15 protein-coding genes are annotated in these 15,258 nt (G+C 47.3%); all 15 read left to right on the top strand.

The genetic code is table 11. The features are described 5' to 3' along the window. The first annotated feature begins 13 nt into the window (after positions 1-13). The 15 genes from NSB03_RS03230 to NSB03_RS03160 all read left to right on the top strand — a co-directional run bounded on the left by NSB03_RS03230 (position 14) and on the right by NSB03_RS03160 (position 15,256). A complete protein-coding gene (locus NSB03_RS03230; RefSeq protein WP_024986498.1) occupies positions 14-394 on the top strand; it encodes a hypothetical protein in 381 nt (126 codons plus the stop codon). Positions 395-607: 213 nt separating this feature from the next. Then, positions 608-2,548 carry a phage tail tape measure protein gene (locus NSB03_RS03225; protein WP_024986499.1) on the top strand — a complete coding sequence of 647 codons (1,941 nt, stop codon included), beginning with the start codon at positions 608-610 and terminating at the stop codon, positions 2,546-2,548. A 4-nt stretch (positions 2,549-2,552) separates the two neighbouring features. Next, positions 2,553-3,188 carry a DUF6046 domain-containing protein gene (locus NSB03_RS03220; protein ID WP_024986500.1) on the top strand — a complete coding sequence of 212 codons (636 nt, stop codon included), beginning with the start codon at positions 2,553-2,555 and terminating at the stop codon, positions 3,186-3,188. After that, a complete protein-coding gene (locus tag NSB03_RS03215; protein WP_024986501.1) occupies positions 3,185-4,156 on the top strand; it encodes a hypothetical protein in 972 nt (323 codons plus the stop codon). Before NSB03_RS03220 ends, NSB03_RS03215 begins: the two co-directional genes overlap by 4 nt. After that, complete coding sequence (locus tag NSB03_RS03210) at positions 4,153-4,656, top strand: hypothetical protein (RefSeq protein ID WP_024986502.1); 504 nt, start codon at positions 4,153-4,155, stop codon at positions 4,654-4,656. Before NSB03_RS03215 ends, NSB03_RS03210 begins: the two co-directional genes overlap by 4 nt. After that, a complete protein-coding gene (locus tag NSB03_RS03205) occupies positions 4,653-4,952 on the top strand; it encodes a hypothetical protein (protein WP_024986503.1) in 300 nt (99 codons plus the stop codon). The genes NSB03_RS03210 and NSB03_RS03205 overlap by 4 nt, the downstream gene beginning before the upstream one ends. A gap of 11 nt (positions 4,953-4,963) precedes the next feature. Further along, entirely contained in the window at positions 4,964-5,263 is a 300-nt protein-coding gene (locus NSB03_RS03200) for a hypothetical protein (protein ID WP_024986504.1), read from the top strand. Between the two features lie 12 nt (positions 5,264-5,275). Beyond that, positions 5,276-5,524 carry a hypothetical protein gene (locus tag NSB03_RS03195; protein ID WP_024986505.1) on the top strand — a complete coding sequence of 83 codons (249 nt, stop codon included), beginning with the start codon at positions 5,276-5,278 and terminating at the stop codon, positions 5,522-5,524. Further along, entirely contained in the window at positions 5,517-6,014 is a 498-nt protein-coding gene (locus tag NSB03_RS03190) for an N-acetylmuramoyl-L-alanine amidase (protein ID WP_024986506.1), read from the top strand. The genes NSB03_RS03195 and NSB03_RS03190 overlap by 8 nt, the downstream gene beginning before the upstream one ends. After that, entirely contained in the window at positions 6,014-6,517 is a 504-nt protein-coding gene (locus tag NSB03_RS03185) for a hypothetical protein (RefSeq protein ID WP_024986507.1), read from the top strand. Before NSB03_RS03190 ends, NSB03_RS03185 begins: the two co-directional genes overlap by 1 nt. After that, on the top strand, positions 6,514-6,792 hold the full coding sequence (locus NSB03_RS03180; protein WP_008766334.1) for a LysM peptidoglycan-binding domain-containing protein: 279 nt from the start codon (positions 6,514-6,516) through the stop codon (positions 6,790-6,792). The genes NSB03_RS03185 and NSB03_RS03180 overlap by 4 nt, the downstream gene beginning before the upstream one ends. Beyond that, entirely contained in the window at positions 6,792-7,640 is an 849-nt protein-coding gene (locus NSB03_RS03175; RefSeq protein ID WP_024986508.1) for a hypothetical protein, read from the top strand. Before NSB03_RS03180 ends, NSB03_RS03175 begins: the two co-directional genes overlap by 1 nt. After that, complete coding sequence (locus tag NSB03_RS03170) at positions 7,630-8,118, top strand: hypothetical protein (RefSeq protein ID WP_008766336.1); 489 nt, start codon at positions 7,630-7,632, stop codon at positions 8,116-8,118. The genes NSB03_RS03175 and NSB03_RS03170 overlap by 11 nt, the downstream gene beginning before the upstream one ends. Further along, positions 8,111-8,953 (top strand): cupin domain-containing protein, encoded by an 843-nt coding sequence (locus NSB03_RS03165; protein ID WP_024986509.1) that lies wholly within the window; start codon positions 8,111-8,113, stop codon positions 8,951-8,953. The genes NSB03_RS03170 and NSB03_RS03165 overlap by 8 nt, the downstream gene beginning before the upstream one ends. Before the next feature lie 6 nt (positions 8,954-8,959). Further along, positions 8,960-15,256: a hypothetical protein gene (locus NSB03_RS03160; RefSeq protein WP_242357535.1), complete on the top strand. Its 6,297-nt coding sequence runs from the start codon at positions 8,960-8,962 to the stop codon at positions 15,254-15,256. Positions 15,257-15,258: the final 2 nt, after the last annotated feature.

Below are 15,258 nucleotides of genomic sequence, written 5' to 3'. Positions count from 1 at the left end.
AAAGACTTTTAAAATGAAAGAAGAAGATAAGAAAATCAAGGCTGGAAAGCCTTACGAGGAACTGACAAAGGAGGAAAAAGCTTTGATAGTTGATTTCACAGAAGAAGAACATGCAGGAATGAAACTGAAATACGGAAAACGCCTGAAGCATGTCACCGTACAGGTGGACGAGGATGAACGCTACGACTACCTGATTGTCCGTCCGAATAAAAATATCCTGCTGGCTATGGCAAAGAAAAAGGATGATCTTGAAGAAGCGAATGACATCCTGATCCGGAACTGCGTGGCGGCAGGCAATATGGAGGCGTTGGAAGATTCCGCTGTCTATACTTCCGTCCTTACCGCTATCGGACAACTGATTGCCGGTCAGGCGGCTTTTATCAGCAAAGCATAGAGGAATATTCATCAGCGTTCGGTCTTGTCGAGGGAATAGACGCCATTCTGAAAAAAGTATATGGCGTCGACGTTCCGGGCAAACTGGACGAAGATGAATGGCTCAGGCTCTATGCCGAATACCGCATGTTGCGGAAAACTGAGTTGGAAGAATTTGAAATAGTGGTGCATAATGCAGTCGCTAAAGTAGTAAACCGATTATTCTCAAAAGACAATGCAAGTGACTCAATGGATATTGGAACTGGTTGACAGGATCACCTCTCCGTTACATGCCGCGACCGATGCTGCTGAAGAAGCTACACGGGTCATCGACGACACGGAGGAAGTGGTCGACCGTCTTGGAGAAACATCGGGGAAAGCAGCCGGAAAACTGGAAGGGCTGGGAAAAGGAATGTTCTTTCTCAACCAACTGAAGGAAGGTGTCGACAATATCCGTGATTCCTTTAACGATGCTATCGAGCCGGGTATCCGTTTTGAAACTGCCGTTGCTGAAATGTCCGGTATCACCAATATGGAAGGCAAAGAACTGGACGCTCTTGCTGACAAAGCCCGGAATACGGCAAAAGTATTCGGTGTCGATGCGGCAAACGCTATGGGCGTTTACAAGGACTTGCTTTCAAAGATAACTCCGGAACTGAAAAAAGCACCGGACGCGCTGGAAATCATGTCGAATAACGTAATGACGCTTAGTAAGACGATGCAGAATGACGTTCCCGGAGCGTCCGCCGCCATGTCCACCGCCATGAACCAGTATAAGGTTTCGCTCGACGATCCGATGAAAGCCGCACAAACCATGACGGACTATATGAACATCATGGCGGCTGGAACTGTCGAAGGTTCCGCCGAAATCAAGGAAGTCGCGGAAGCCCTGAAACAAACGGGAAGTGTTGCAAAAACATTCGGTGTTGATTTCGCAGAAACGAATGCTGTAATCCAGTTGCTTGATAAATCGGGGAAAAAAGGTTCTGAAGGCGGTATTGCCCTGCGTAATACGATAGTCAAATTACAAGCTCCGACTACGGATGCGATCAAGCAGTTAAAAGCTGCCGGGGTCAGTATTGAAACGATGCAAAACCAGTCCCTTTCACTGACTGACCGCCTGCGTGCCCTGACTCCGGTCATGCATGACGCGACAATCATGTCCGCTTTGTTCGGAGGTGAAAACCTTGCTTCGGCAATGGCTTTGATTGATGGTGTAGACCAAATCGATACATGGACGGAAGCGATACAGGGTTCTACTTCGGCAGTTGATATGGCAGGCAAACAAATGGATACCTATGCCGAAAAGCAGAAACGCATGCAAGCGTTTATTGATGACTTGAAAATCAGCTTCTTTGAATTTGTAGAGCCTATTGCGCCGGTTCTTGAAGTGTTGGGAGTCCTTGTCGGGGCATTGGTGACACTCGGAACGGTCGCGTGGTCTGTCGGGCAGATCATGACGCTTGTCTCTATCAAATCATCAATTGCATGGCTGGCTGGCATGGCAAAAATGGTCGTATCAACAGTAACGTCTTCGGCTCTCATATCCACCGCTATTTACAGTATTCCGATTATTGGATGGATAGCACTTGCAATCACTGCCATCACAGCACTGGTCGCTTTTTTATGGAATAAGTTTGCGGGAGTACGCGCCTTCTTCTATGCCTTGTGGAACTTTATAAAAGTAATCTTCACGGAATACTATAAGTTCATTTTTAATGTGATGAAAGCCATTATCGATGTCATAAACCCGGCAAACTGGTTTGATGATGATTTCCATTTCAGCGATGTGTGGGACAGGCTGTCACAGCAAGCACTTGAAGGGGGTAAAAAGGTCGGCAGCGCATTTTCAGACGGTTGGAAAGAAGGCATGGCAGACTGGGAAAAGTCACACCCTAAAAACGGGGAGAAAAAAGAAGATAGCAGTTTTAACCTGAATTCTCCCTTGTCCCCGGTTAACGGGCAAACCAAACTGGCAGCCGGAGGAATAAAGGCTACTGATGGGAAGACCGGGCTTGGCGGGAAAGGTGGAAACAGCGTGAGAAACATCACCATGAACGTGACATTCAACAATAATTTCAAGGTTGCAGGTGGTGCGGATATGCGGGAAATTGCAGATAAAGTCAAACGGGAAATTTTAGCGGTGATAACCGATACAGTACCAGCAATAGGATAAAGTTATGACAGGAAATACAGCGTTAAATATTGGTGCATTGTTTACGGAGGTCTTCGGGATTTCATCCCCGATTTATCTTCCGTGGGGACGAACCCTACAAGATTACGATCCGGGGAAATACACCGGGGTGACAACGATTCCGGATGCCGAAGCCGAAGCGTACAGCTGGATGGGGACTCCGGTCATCGGGACGTTTACCCTTGACGGTAACAAGCAATACAGCACCTATAATCCGGACGGGTCACGCGGCACGATGAACATGGCTAGCTTTCCGATGCCGTATGCAACGGTCGTGGACTTTTCCCGCCCGATGAACTGTTCCAAAACGAAAGTCCTGGGCATTCACGGGACTGTAAAGGAGGTCTACGGGCTTGATGACTGGAAAATCAACATCCGGGGATTCTGCATAGCGGACAAAAGCCGGGAAGGTTACAAGACGGTAGCCGAACAGGTGAACGCACTCTGCAAGTTCCGCAAAGTGACGGAAGCAATCGGAGTAACGGGAAGCATCTTTAATAACAAGGAAATTTATTCCATCATTATCGATAACATCTCGTTCAACCCGATTCAGGGAAACAGCAGCGTAGTCCCCTTCACGATAGAGGCGACAAGTGACAACCCTTACGAATTGACATTATGAGCTATATGATGTGCAGCCGGATCACATTCCCGGCAAACAGGAAGCGCGGGGAACTGGTCATCCATACGGTTTCATCGGTTCACATTGAAAGTTCATGGAAGATGCTGACGGACTCCGCGGAAATAGTTCTTCCGAGACGTATCAGATACTTTGCGGGAAAAGACCTGAAGGAACTGCTGTCTGCCGGGGATCAGGTGAAGATTGAACTCGGATATGATTCCAACCTGTACACGGAATTTGAAGGATATATATCGCTGATCGGCTGGGGTGTTCCAGTGACGATCCGGTGTGAGGACGAAATGTATAACCTGAAAAGAAAAACAGTGTCCTATTCCGCAAAGAATGTCACACTGAAGAAACTGCTTGCAGACGTCGCCAAAGGCTATGAGGTAAAAACCAACTATGACGCGGAACTTGGTGCGGTGCGGTATTCGTCCAAGACAGTCGCGGAAATTCTGAACGACATCCGGAAGAAAACCAACCTTCACTGCTATTTCATCGGCAAAGTCCTGTATTGCGGAAATGTGTATTCCGAAAAGGTCGATACCGAAAAGGTAAAGATCGTGCTGGAAAGAAACGCTGTCAGCCAGGACTTGAACGAAACCAACGGTGAATTTCAGGTCAAGGTAGTCAGCATCGGTGCAGGCGGCAAGAAACTGGAAGCAAAAGCCGGAACGGAAGGAAGCGAGGTTTATAACCTTACTTACAATGAAAAAGGAAAAACCATCAAGGTTGAGGACTTGAAGAAGTTTGCAGAGGACTTTTATGAAAGCCTTAAAAAACAGAAGTACCGCGGGGGTGTCGAACTGTTCGGAATACCTGTCGTCCGTCATGGTATGACGGTTGACCTGAAAAGTGAAATAACACCGGAAATGAACGGATACTATTACGTTGAGAAAGTGACAAAGGATTTCAGTGACGATGCTACATACAGGCAAAAAATAGAGTTGGGAGGACGCGCGGAATGACAACGGACGAACAGTTACGTGATGCGCTTGAAAAATGGCGCGAAGGGGTTAGACAGGCACAACTGCGCTGGGTAACGGTTGACACGGTTGATAAGGACAACGGGACAATGGACGTGACCGGAGTCATTGACCAACTTGAATATTATGACGTCCAGTTGGGAATGGGGGCATTATGCATCTATCCGAAACCGGGAACGACTTGTCTGGTCGGAATCATCGAGGGACAGGAGACTGACGCCTTCTTGATTTCCGCAAATGAAGTGGACGAAATAGTGCTGAATGGCGGGACGTTGGGCGGACTGGTAAAAGTCGGAGAGCTGACGGAACGACTGAACCTGATTGAAAAGGACATCAATTCACTGAAACAGAAATTGTCCGGCTGGACGCCCGTACCGAACGACGGGGGAGCGGCTTTGAAAACGGCATTGTCCTCCTACACATCAGATTCACTGAAAGAGACACAGGTCGGGGATATTGAAAACGAAAGGGTGAAGCAATGAAGGGACTATTACTTGACAAGGACGGTGACATCCGGATTGTTCCCCATACGGGAAAAGACGGGCTGACCGGATTCGTGGTCGGTGACACGCTGATTCAGAATGCGGCAACCGTGCTGGAACTGAATCAGGGAGAGTTGAAAGAAGACCCGGTGCTGGGCGCGAACCTGATCCGGCATATACGGTCAAAGGCTGCTAAGACAGCCATTGAGAAACAAATGAAAATCCACCTGAAACGCGCAGGCATTGACTATTCGGAACTGGTGGACAAAATAAATATTGAAATTACCAACGATTAAAATTAACGAAAATGAAAGCAAGTAACGATTTGATTAAAAAGTTCGGAGTGGACAAAATCATTCACGGACTGATTGGGATGCTCATTTTAGCCGTGTGCGTGGTAGCATCCGTTTTCCTGTTTGGAGTGAGCTTCCTTAGCGTATTGGGCGGCATGGGCTTGGGAACTGTCTCCGCATGGCTGGCTGGTAAATGGAAGGAATCGAAAGACGATGTTCCGGACACGGCAGACATCCGGGCGACAGTATGCGGGGCATTGCTGGCGGATGTAGTCATATTACCGGTATGGATAGTCTTCCGCCTGATTCTATAACCCGTATGTATCATGAAAAGGCTACACGTACAGTTATGGATCGCAGTTTTCCTGTCCGTATCCGGAATGATCCTGCTGTTTTGCGGATTTTGGGTAGTACCTACGGGACAGATTGACAACTCTGTTTTAGTCGCCTATGGCGAAGTCTCGACATTCGCGGGCGCACTCTTCGGGGTTGATTACAGGTATAAATGCAAGTATAAGAAATACATTGAAAGAGAAGACGAAACAGAAAATAAGGAGGAAAAGAAAGATGAATAAGCCTACATACATTATCATTCATTGTTCCGCAACACGCGGGGACAAAGATTTCACAGAGAAGCAAATCAATGATTCGCACGTAGCCCGCGGCTTCGGTAAATGGGGATACCACTATTATATCCGGAAGGACGGACGTGTGATCCCCATGCGGGCGGAAAACGAAATCGGAGCACATGACAACTTTATCGTTCCCGGTACGAATACCAGTTATAACCGATGTTCAATCGGTATCTGCTATGAGGGGGGACTGGATAAGAACGGCAAGGCAAAGGATACCCGGACGGACGCACAGAAGAAAGCGATGCGCGAGCTCGTTCAGGACATCTGCCACCGCCACGACATTATTGATATCCTCGGGCATCGAGATACCAGTCCGGACAAGAACGGGAACGGCATCGTCGAAAAATGCGAGTGGATGAAAGAATGTCCCTGCTTCGACGTAAAGAGTGAATTTACCTCATTTTTACCACCTGTAATCGTTCGACCGTAATGAAAAAGATACTCGTTTTTTTACTCACAATCGTGGTGCTGTCCGTCTGTTCCTGCCGATCGTCCAAAACGGACACGACCGTCCATCAGGATAACACGGAGCAGAAGCAGACGGAACAGGAAGAAGTTTCTACGGACAAAACGCAGGTCGACGTAAACAAGAACGTTGAACGAATGATCGAGATGATGCAGCAAATGGAATTCAACTGGCAAAAGACGAACTATTCGCCACCGGATTCGACCGGGAAACAATACCCGACCTCTACGGAGACAGCGACGGGAACGTCTACCAAACAGGAGAAAGAAACCTATAATGAACAGATTCAGGTACAAATACAGGAAATTCAGGAAACCCTGCTGACACTGAAGGAACAACTGGAAAAACAGGAGAAGAATGATACAAAGGTCGTTGAAAAGGTCGCGTACATTCCTCCGTGGGCAAAAGCCGTAATAGCAGCCTTCTTTATTGCATTTGTATTTTTTATTTATAAAAATGTAAGATGAAAACTGTAGTACAAGCCGGACAAACCCTGCTGGACATAGCCGTGCAGGAATATGGTACAATCGAAGCGGCTTTCATGCTTGCCAGGACGAACGATATGGGCATAACGGACACACTACAAGCCGGACAGGAAATCGAAACCCCGGAAAAGGTCTATAACAGTGAACTGGCTGATTACTGCCAGCGGAACTCCGTTTGTCCGGCTACTTCTGAAACCGCCTCAAATGCGGTACGATTGAGAATTTTCACCGAACAGTTTACCGAACAATTTAAGTAATGGCTAGAACAATCGCAGAAATAAAGAAAGAAATGACGGATGCCTATATGTCAAACAGCATTATCCGTGACCTGTATGGCATCACGGGTGATGCCGACTTTGATTCGGTGTTTTCCCCCGTATCAATAGAAAGTACCCTGTTTTACATTTTTGCGGCAACAGCGCACGTCATAGAGCAAATGTTTGACCAGTTCAAATCGGACGTGGAGGAACGGATTGACGCCAATATCATACCGACCGTGCGATGGTATCATAGCAGTGCGCTGGCTTTCCAGTATGGTGATCCGCTGGTCTATGATCCGGAGAAATACCAGTTCCGGTATTCCGTTATCGACAAAACCAAACAGCTTGTCAAGTATGTGGCAGTCAAAGATCGCGGAGGAAGTATTCAGATACTCGTGTCCGGAGATGAGGGGGGACTTCCTTGTCCTTTGACCGGGGACGTTCTGACGGCATTTAAAAGCTATATGAATTCGATCAAGATTGCCGGGGTAATCTTGTCGATACAGTCAATTCCGGCAGATGACATCCGTATCAACGCGACCATAGAAGTCGATCCTATGGTTATCAACGCTTCCGGTATCCGCCTGACGGATGGTAGTAAACCAGTACTTGCCGCCATCAACGATTATCTGAAAGGTATCGAGTATGGCGGTAAATTCAATAAGACAAAACTTGTTGACGCGATACAGAAGGTTGAAGGAGTACTGGATATCGAACTTGGAGAATGTGCCGCAAAAGCGGCATCAGCTACGGAATACAATGTAATTAAAAACAATAACTATACGGCTGTAGCCGGGTGCTTCATCCTGAACAGCCTTGAAACCTCCCTGACTTATGTGGTATGATTTTGACATTATCAAATACGCGCAGTATGTGCTTCGTCCGTCATTGAGGAAAAGGAAGATATTTGCAATCATATCCATCTTCCTTCTCCCTTTAATCTTCATTTACACCCTGTTTAAAAGCTACCGTAAACAGGCTATCAACAAGCTGAATATAAACGGTCAGGTGATATATATCGAGAAAGTGCTGAACGACAGGTTTTTCTTGAAAAACAGGGAAATATACATCACTGATATTGCGGGAAAGGAGTCGTACCTGTATCACCGCAGGGAAGAGCAAATCCCGTCCTACCTGTATAAACGGGGTGAAGGAGTGGGAAAGAAACACATCCAGCAGCGCGGTGAAGGAAACTATTCGGGAAATTACATGGTGAACATACCGTCGTTCCTGTCAACGTATGAGAATGAGATTAAAAACTTGATTGACTATTATAAACCAGCCGGACGAACCTACGTCCTTAAAATATACGAATATGAATAAACTGTTATTTAAAGAAGGCGGACAGCCATTTTATTTGGATGATTTGGAATTTATGCAAGAATCCACAGCAGACGTATTGAAAGCCATTTGTTCCGGGATGAAACTGGGAGAGAAACATATTCTGTTAAGCGATCCGGTCAGCACGGAAATCCTTGGTTCCAATACAGTGTATACTATTGTCGGAAATGGATATATCGTGATAGGTGATGAAGTTTATCCGATAAAACCGGATATTCTTACTGTGCCTACATCACAACCAGTATACTGGGTGGTTGTTCAGGAAAAATTTCAAAATGAAATATTTGCGGACAATTCTGAAGCGCAAGTATATGAGCGCAGGTATGTAAAACTGTCAACAACATATACAAAGTCAGATATGTATGTAGGCAGAAATGATGTAGTAACATTCAGGAATAAAATATTGGCTATTGTCACAGATTATTTGGACAAGACCATAATAGAAAAGGACATGAAAGCCCAGTTATCCCTAAGTGAAGTCGTTTCCGGAAAAGCAGAAATCATATACCGGGCAAAACAGACGGGCAATGAAACTGTCTATTTTAATATCTTGGCTGCTGCCTATACAGGAACTCCCATGATAGCTCCTGAAGTGAACGGCAAACGGAGATTATGTACATTTGATTCGTCTGTAAAGAATATTTCCGGAGTGTTCAGTCTATCGATGTCGTATGCAGATTCATGGGATAATCCACAATCAATGATTGTTCAACTCACATTCGATAACGGCAACTGTTATATAGCTTCAGCAGATGGCAGCCCACTTGTCCAAATGCCTGCAAGTACTATTTTAATCGAGGATACATTAAAGATTTAACTGATAATGGCAACAATATACGAATTAAAAAGACGGGCACAGGAACTTTCGGCAAAGAAAGATTCCTTATCCATATCACCTGAAGAAGTGGGCGGCTTGATTGATGAAACGCTGGATGTCATCAACGAAGCGGAGAAAAACCAGATCGGGTTGGGGATTCGTAACACATACACCACCGTCGCGGAGATGAACGCGGACAGTACTTCCCCGGTCGGTTCTGACGGAAAGCCGTTGAAATTCGGTCAGATCGTGACGGTGTATGACGAAAACACCCCCGATGCAGTCGACAATGGTAACATCTACGCCTTTCAAAATCCGGGGTGGAAACTTGTCTCAACAACAGGCAACCTTTCCGTATATGCAAAAAAAGAAGATGTAGAGACGGCTAAGAATACGGCTGATGCAGCACAAAAGAAAGCCGATGAAGCCGCGGAATCCGCTAAAAAAGCGAATGAAAATATCGGAAAGCTGTCCGATAATATCGGCACGGAAGCGGAATCGGAAAGCGAAGACGGAACGGTATGGGGCGAACTCAAAAGCCTTTCTGACGATGCTGACAGTACATCGCAGGACGTGTCCTCTTTAATGGTAGACTTTGTACACCATTCGACGGAACGCTTTGACGAAATAGTGACTGACGCATCCATTGTGCTTGAGCAGTCCAGCGCAACCGTAGAGGGCGGTAAGGTTGTATTTGTTGCCAGCAAGGGTAAATTTGCCTACTTTGTTGATAACAAATATTATCCAAGTTGGACGGGCGTTGATAACTACATGAACGCTGACCGGACATCCCCGCACGAGAATAAAATATACCTGTTCGGCAACAAGACCTACATCTACTTTGCCGGGGCTTTGCTTTCTGCCGACTCTGACGCGATGCAATTAGCTGCATCCGCGGACTTGGCGGCAAAAGCGGCAAAGAAATCGGCTGAAGACGCACAGACTACCGCGTCTTCAGCATTGTCACTAGCTAACAAAGCCTTGTCCGTTATTAACGTCAACGGAATTTGTGGCGGCTCTGTTTATTCATTGCCTGCAGCCATTGCCGCAATTACGGAAAGGGAAAATATGGACAACACCATCTACCGTAAACCGGGCATTGTTTTGACCTATAAAATTGCTGAAGGTGAATGGGAATCCAAGCAATTTGCCGGATCATCCCTTGAGGGCTTTGCCACAGAAGCGAACTGGATAGACTTCGGTGGCGCTGGTGGCGATATGACGGGCAAAGGCGCAGTGTTGCTGGTCGATGAAATTGCCCCACTGTCAAACGGATACTATATTCTTCAAACGGCTATCAATGCCCTGACAACCTACGAGACAGCAAATGAAACGGAATGCATCAAGCCCGGTGTGGTCATTATCTACCGTACCGGAAAGGAAACATTCGAATCCAAACAGTTGTGCGCGTCCCGTGCCGATTATAATGACTTGGCGGCATGGAGCGACTTCAGCTCTGCTGCCGGGGGGACAGTCGAAACAGACACCGAAATCATCAAGGACAGCGTGAACCCGGTGGCGGGTGGCGCGGTCTATGATGCCATGCCCGTTGACGTGGACGGTGAACAGGCGGAAGACGGAACGGTACGTGTGTACATGAAGAACGCGGAAGGGCTTCCACTGGGAGACGGGTTCACCTTTGCTGTCGGAACAGGTGGCGGTGGGGACGTTGCCGGGACAATCGTGTATATCTACCCGCAAAGGACTTCTTTGTATGCCGCACTCGGAACTGACGACCTGACAATCAGGCTTGCAATCCTGTCGCGTACCGGATCGGGTGAAATGGTTTCATACAACAATATCGAAACCCTGCAGCTGAAAGACAAGTCAACGGGTGAAACGCTTGAAACGTTCAACGTGAACCGGGAAAGCTCCGCATCTGATACAGACTACTCTTTCACCATCCCGGTAAAAAGCTATTTCAGCGAAGCGATGAACCGCAAGTTCGTGATCGTTGCCACCGATGACGGAGGAAACACCGCACAGAAGACAATCAGCGTCACGGCTGTAAACCTGAAACTATCGCGCGTATGGGCTTTGTATAAAACATTACAGCAAGGCTCCGGACTTGTCACCATGACGGACGTGTTCAAACTGTCATCCGCCAATAAATCCACAGTCACGGCACATATCAAAGTGGGTGAAGAATGGAAACTGATATCACAGACCAGTGTGGCTTCCACACGCTCACAGGACTTGCAAATCAACGTTTCGTCTTTGGGATTGACACATGGTGCATATACTGTCAAAATCGTCGCACAAGACGTGGAATCGGGTGTGTGGTCGAACTACCAGTTCTTTGATGTGATGATCGTCAACCCGTCCAGCCTTATGCCCGTTGTCTCGTTGGCGCATTCGGAAGAAACGGAAACGGCATGGTCGGTCAGGAAGTATGCAAACCTCAATATCGAGGTGGCGTGTTATGATCCCAGCCATGTCGCCACCGATGCCCATGTCGAAATACACAGGGTCGCAAAGGTTACCAATACATCTACCGGGGACAATAATGAAACCGACACGGTGCTGACTACCGTATCAGTAGGACGTAACAGTACATTTAATCTGTCCACCCGTGTCGATGGCTTCACGATTGCAGACAACATCCGGAATACGTTGGGTATTTACGGGAAATGCGGTGCTGGGGAAAGCAATACGATTGAGTACTCCGTTAACAGTTCCGTCATTGACATTAACGGTGATTCCGGCTATACGGTTTATTTCAATCCGGCAGACAAGGACAATTCGGATCAGGACAAGTCATGGCTGTACGGACTTTATGAAATGAAGCAGACCGGGTTTAACTATTCCACGAATGCCTTTGTCACCGACAAGACCGAAGGGAAGGCATTCAAGGTTTCGGATGATGCCACCGCATTGTGTACTTATCGTCCCTATAACCGTACCAATATTGAGCAGACCGGATCAACTACCATCATCAAGATAAAAACGCAGAACGCTGCCGATCCTGACGCGAACGTCGTGTCATGCTGGGACGAGGCAAACCAAATCGGGTGGCGTATCACTTCAAAATGTGTGTACTTCAAAGCACTCGGAACTGAACTGATCGAACGGTATTTCAAGCCGGGCGACATCTACGAGTTTGCTTTCGTCATTGAAAAAGCAAATGCGGAAGAGGACGGCAAAGGCTATATCAAGCTATATTGTGACGGTGACCTGATTGGCGCATCCAAATATACGGCAGGACAAAGCGCGATCAAACAGTCCGAACAAATCAGTTTCTCCGGAACAGCCGGGGAACTGTACATGTACCGCTTGCTCTCTTGGGAAAAGGAAATGGCGGACGAACAGATTAACGATGAATTTGTGATCGGTAAATCTGATACGGACGAAATGATCGCTTTGAACAAAAAGAACGATATCCTAACCGACAATAAAATCGACCTGAACAAAGCACTTGAAATGTGTGACTGTCTGGTGGAAATGCCGCACGGGGATTATAAACTTGAAACGCTTGACAACGTAACGGATACATCCACCAAGATATATACAGACCTGTACCTGTTCTGCAAGGACAAAGGTATGAGCCTTATTATCGAGAACGTGGAAACGACCAATCAGGGAACGACATCCGCCTTCTATCCGACCTATAAGAATAGGAAATACAAGCTGAAAAAGGCAACTATCCGCGCAATGTATCCGGAACTGGCTCCGCAGGCTTTGCTCGATGCGATTGCAAACAAGAAAATCATCCTGCGTGGCAAGACTATCCCATTCGACAAGGTCTGTCTGAAGGTCAACTATGCATCACCCGACAAGGTGAACACACCGATTTCACGTATCAATAACGATATGCAGAAAGCTTTGGGCGAGGATTACATGACACCAGCGCAGAACGCGTACTATGCGGACGAAAACAATACGCTGGACTTGCGTACAAGTATTGACGGTAACAGCGTGCTTGTATTCAAGTCGGATACCGGAAATATCAATGACGCGTACTTTTGGTGTCGCGGTGACTGGAACATTGACAAGGGCAACCCGCCGACTTTCGGTTTCAAGGACGTTCCCGGCTATAATGCCGACTGCTTGAGTTATGGCGACTTCACCGACCTTCCGGACGTGACGGAATCCTATTTCATGTCCCATACTGGTGACTATGATCAGGATACAATATATATGCTTTCCAAATCGACGGACGCTTCGTACAAGTTCATGGAATACGTCGACGGAACATGGAAGAACACCACCGGTACAATCTCTTTCAACGGCAAGAAAACGGTTGTTACCGGGCGTGTCCTGAATCCGGTTGAATGTGTTGAAATGCTTGATTATGAAGGAATGTGCATTTTTGATGACATCGACAACTTCATGACCATGCAGTCGACGCACAGCAAGTGGGTGAAAGGCTTGTACGGTGGTGAACTGTCAACGGAAAGCCTTGTTCCGAAATGGACGATGTTCTTTGAATTCCGTACACCGGATGATGACGGCATGAATCTTGCCTACGCGCTCGGAAAGAAGACACCATACCGCTGGAAGCAGTTCTGCGAATGGGTGTATTCCTGTAACCCGAAGAACCGTATGGCAGGCGGCAAAATCAGTATCAACGGGGTACAGGTCAGCGACACGCTTGAAAACCGATACCGGAAGCTGGTTGAAGAAATGGACAGGTATTGCAGCGTGGCTTCTTTCCGCGCATACCTAGTCCGTATCCTGTATCATTCAGGCGTCGACCAGTTATCAAAGAATAGCATGTGGGCTTTGTATCTCTGCCCGGATGGTGTCTATCGTTGGTATATGAACCATGACTACGATTCGGACAGTACGAACGGCAAGAACAATTCCGGTATCTTCAAACTTCCGTATAACGTGATGCTTGACAGCGTTATGGAAGGGGAAAACGTGTTTGCCGGACGTATGAGCGTTGTTTGGCAAGGGATGTGGCGTTATGATCAGGTCGGGCTTGCCGCGACCGCGGAGAAAATCCGTACATCACGCCTTCCGGGTGGTGAATCCGCATTCTCCTACGAAGCCGTGCTCCGTGAATCGGAAGAAAAAGACCATTTGATGATACCCGCAATCGTCGCCTGCCGTGACTCGGTAGCAAAATATATCACCAATCCGGGCGGTCAGGCGTTCAACGTGATTTCCGGTATGGGTATCCCTTACCGTCATTATTATGTGTCTGCCCGTTATGATTTCCTTGACGCTTATTTCGGTGTCAGCACGATCCTGAAGGCGGATAATATGTGCATGTTCCGCACCATCGGTGAGAACATAAATATCGAAGTGACTGCAAGCGAGCAATGGAAATTGTGGGCGGGCTTCAATACGCCAGCCGCACAACAGGGGGCATGGGCGGAAGAAGACGGTTCAAAGGTGACATTCCATTTCGACGGCTCAAACTCATCGAGTGCGATCTATATCATCGGTGCATCGAAGATCAAGTCTTTGGGTGATTTGAGCACTGTCAATATCGACGGTACGCAGGCAAAGGACTTCACTACGCTGATTCGCGTCGAAGAACTGGTGTTCGGCAGTAAGCGCAAAGGATTCGCCAACAATAGCGTCACAGACCTTCCGCTTGGCGAGAAGCCGTATATGAGACTCCTGAACGTGGAGAACTTCAAAAAGCTGGTGTCTCTTGACCTGACCGGGGCAACACGCCTTTTGCACCTGTTGGCATACGGCAGCGCACTGCAGATCGTCAACTTTGTGGGTGGCTGTCCGGTTCAATATGCGGAATTGCCGACCACCATGACACAGTTCAAGTTGATGAACCTCGATAAGTTGAGCTATAAAGGGCTGAATGCGGACACAGGCATCGTTGTTGAATCCATGCCGAACATCACCACACTGCGCGTGGAAAACTGCCCGCTTATCGATGTTGTAAAGATGATCCGCGACATAATTGATTCGCAGGAGGGCAATGTCGTATTCCGCCATATCCGTATCACGAACCGTGATTTCGTCGGGAACGGATCGGAAGTGCTGGAAATCCTGCGTCTTGGTATCGGGGGACTGGACGAAAACGGTAATCAGGTAGAGAAGCCCGTACTTACCGGAAACTATCTGCTGGATGAAGTAATCGAGAACTCGGATATAGAAGCGATCCGGAACGGGTTTGAAGGTTTGACCGTTTCCACCATCATCGATGCCTATGTCAAGATGATTGATTGGTTCAATTCGGAAGCCTATGGCGGTGAACCTTATTATCCCGAAGTCACATTGGATAATGTGGGTGAAATAATGGATTATTATAATGGCGAATCTTACGAGGAATATCTCGAACGCTTCGCCAAGGATAACATGGATATTAACGACTTAATAAACATCAATTAAAT

The organism is Bacteroides acidifaciens (assembly GCF_024623065.1).
In the GTDB taxonomy this organism is placed as follows: Bacteria; Bacteroidota; Bacteroidia; order Bacteroidales; family Bacteroidaceae; genus Bacteroides; species Bacteroides acidifaciens.
The sequence above is the reverse complement of the archived record's forward strand: the minus strand, read 5'-3'. Positions and strand labels throughout refer to the sequence as shown.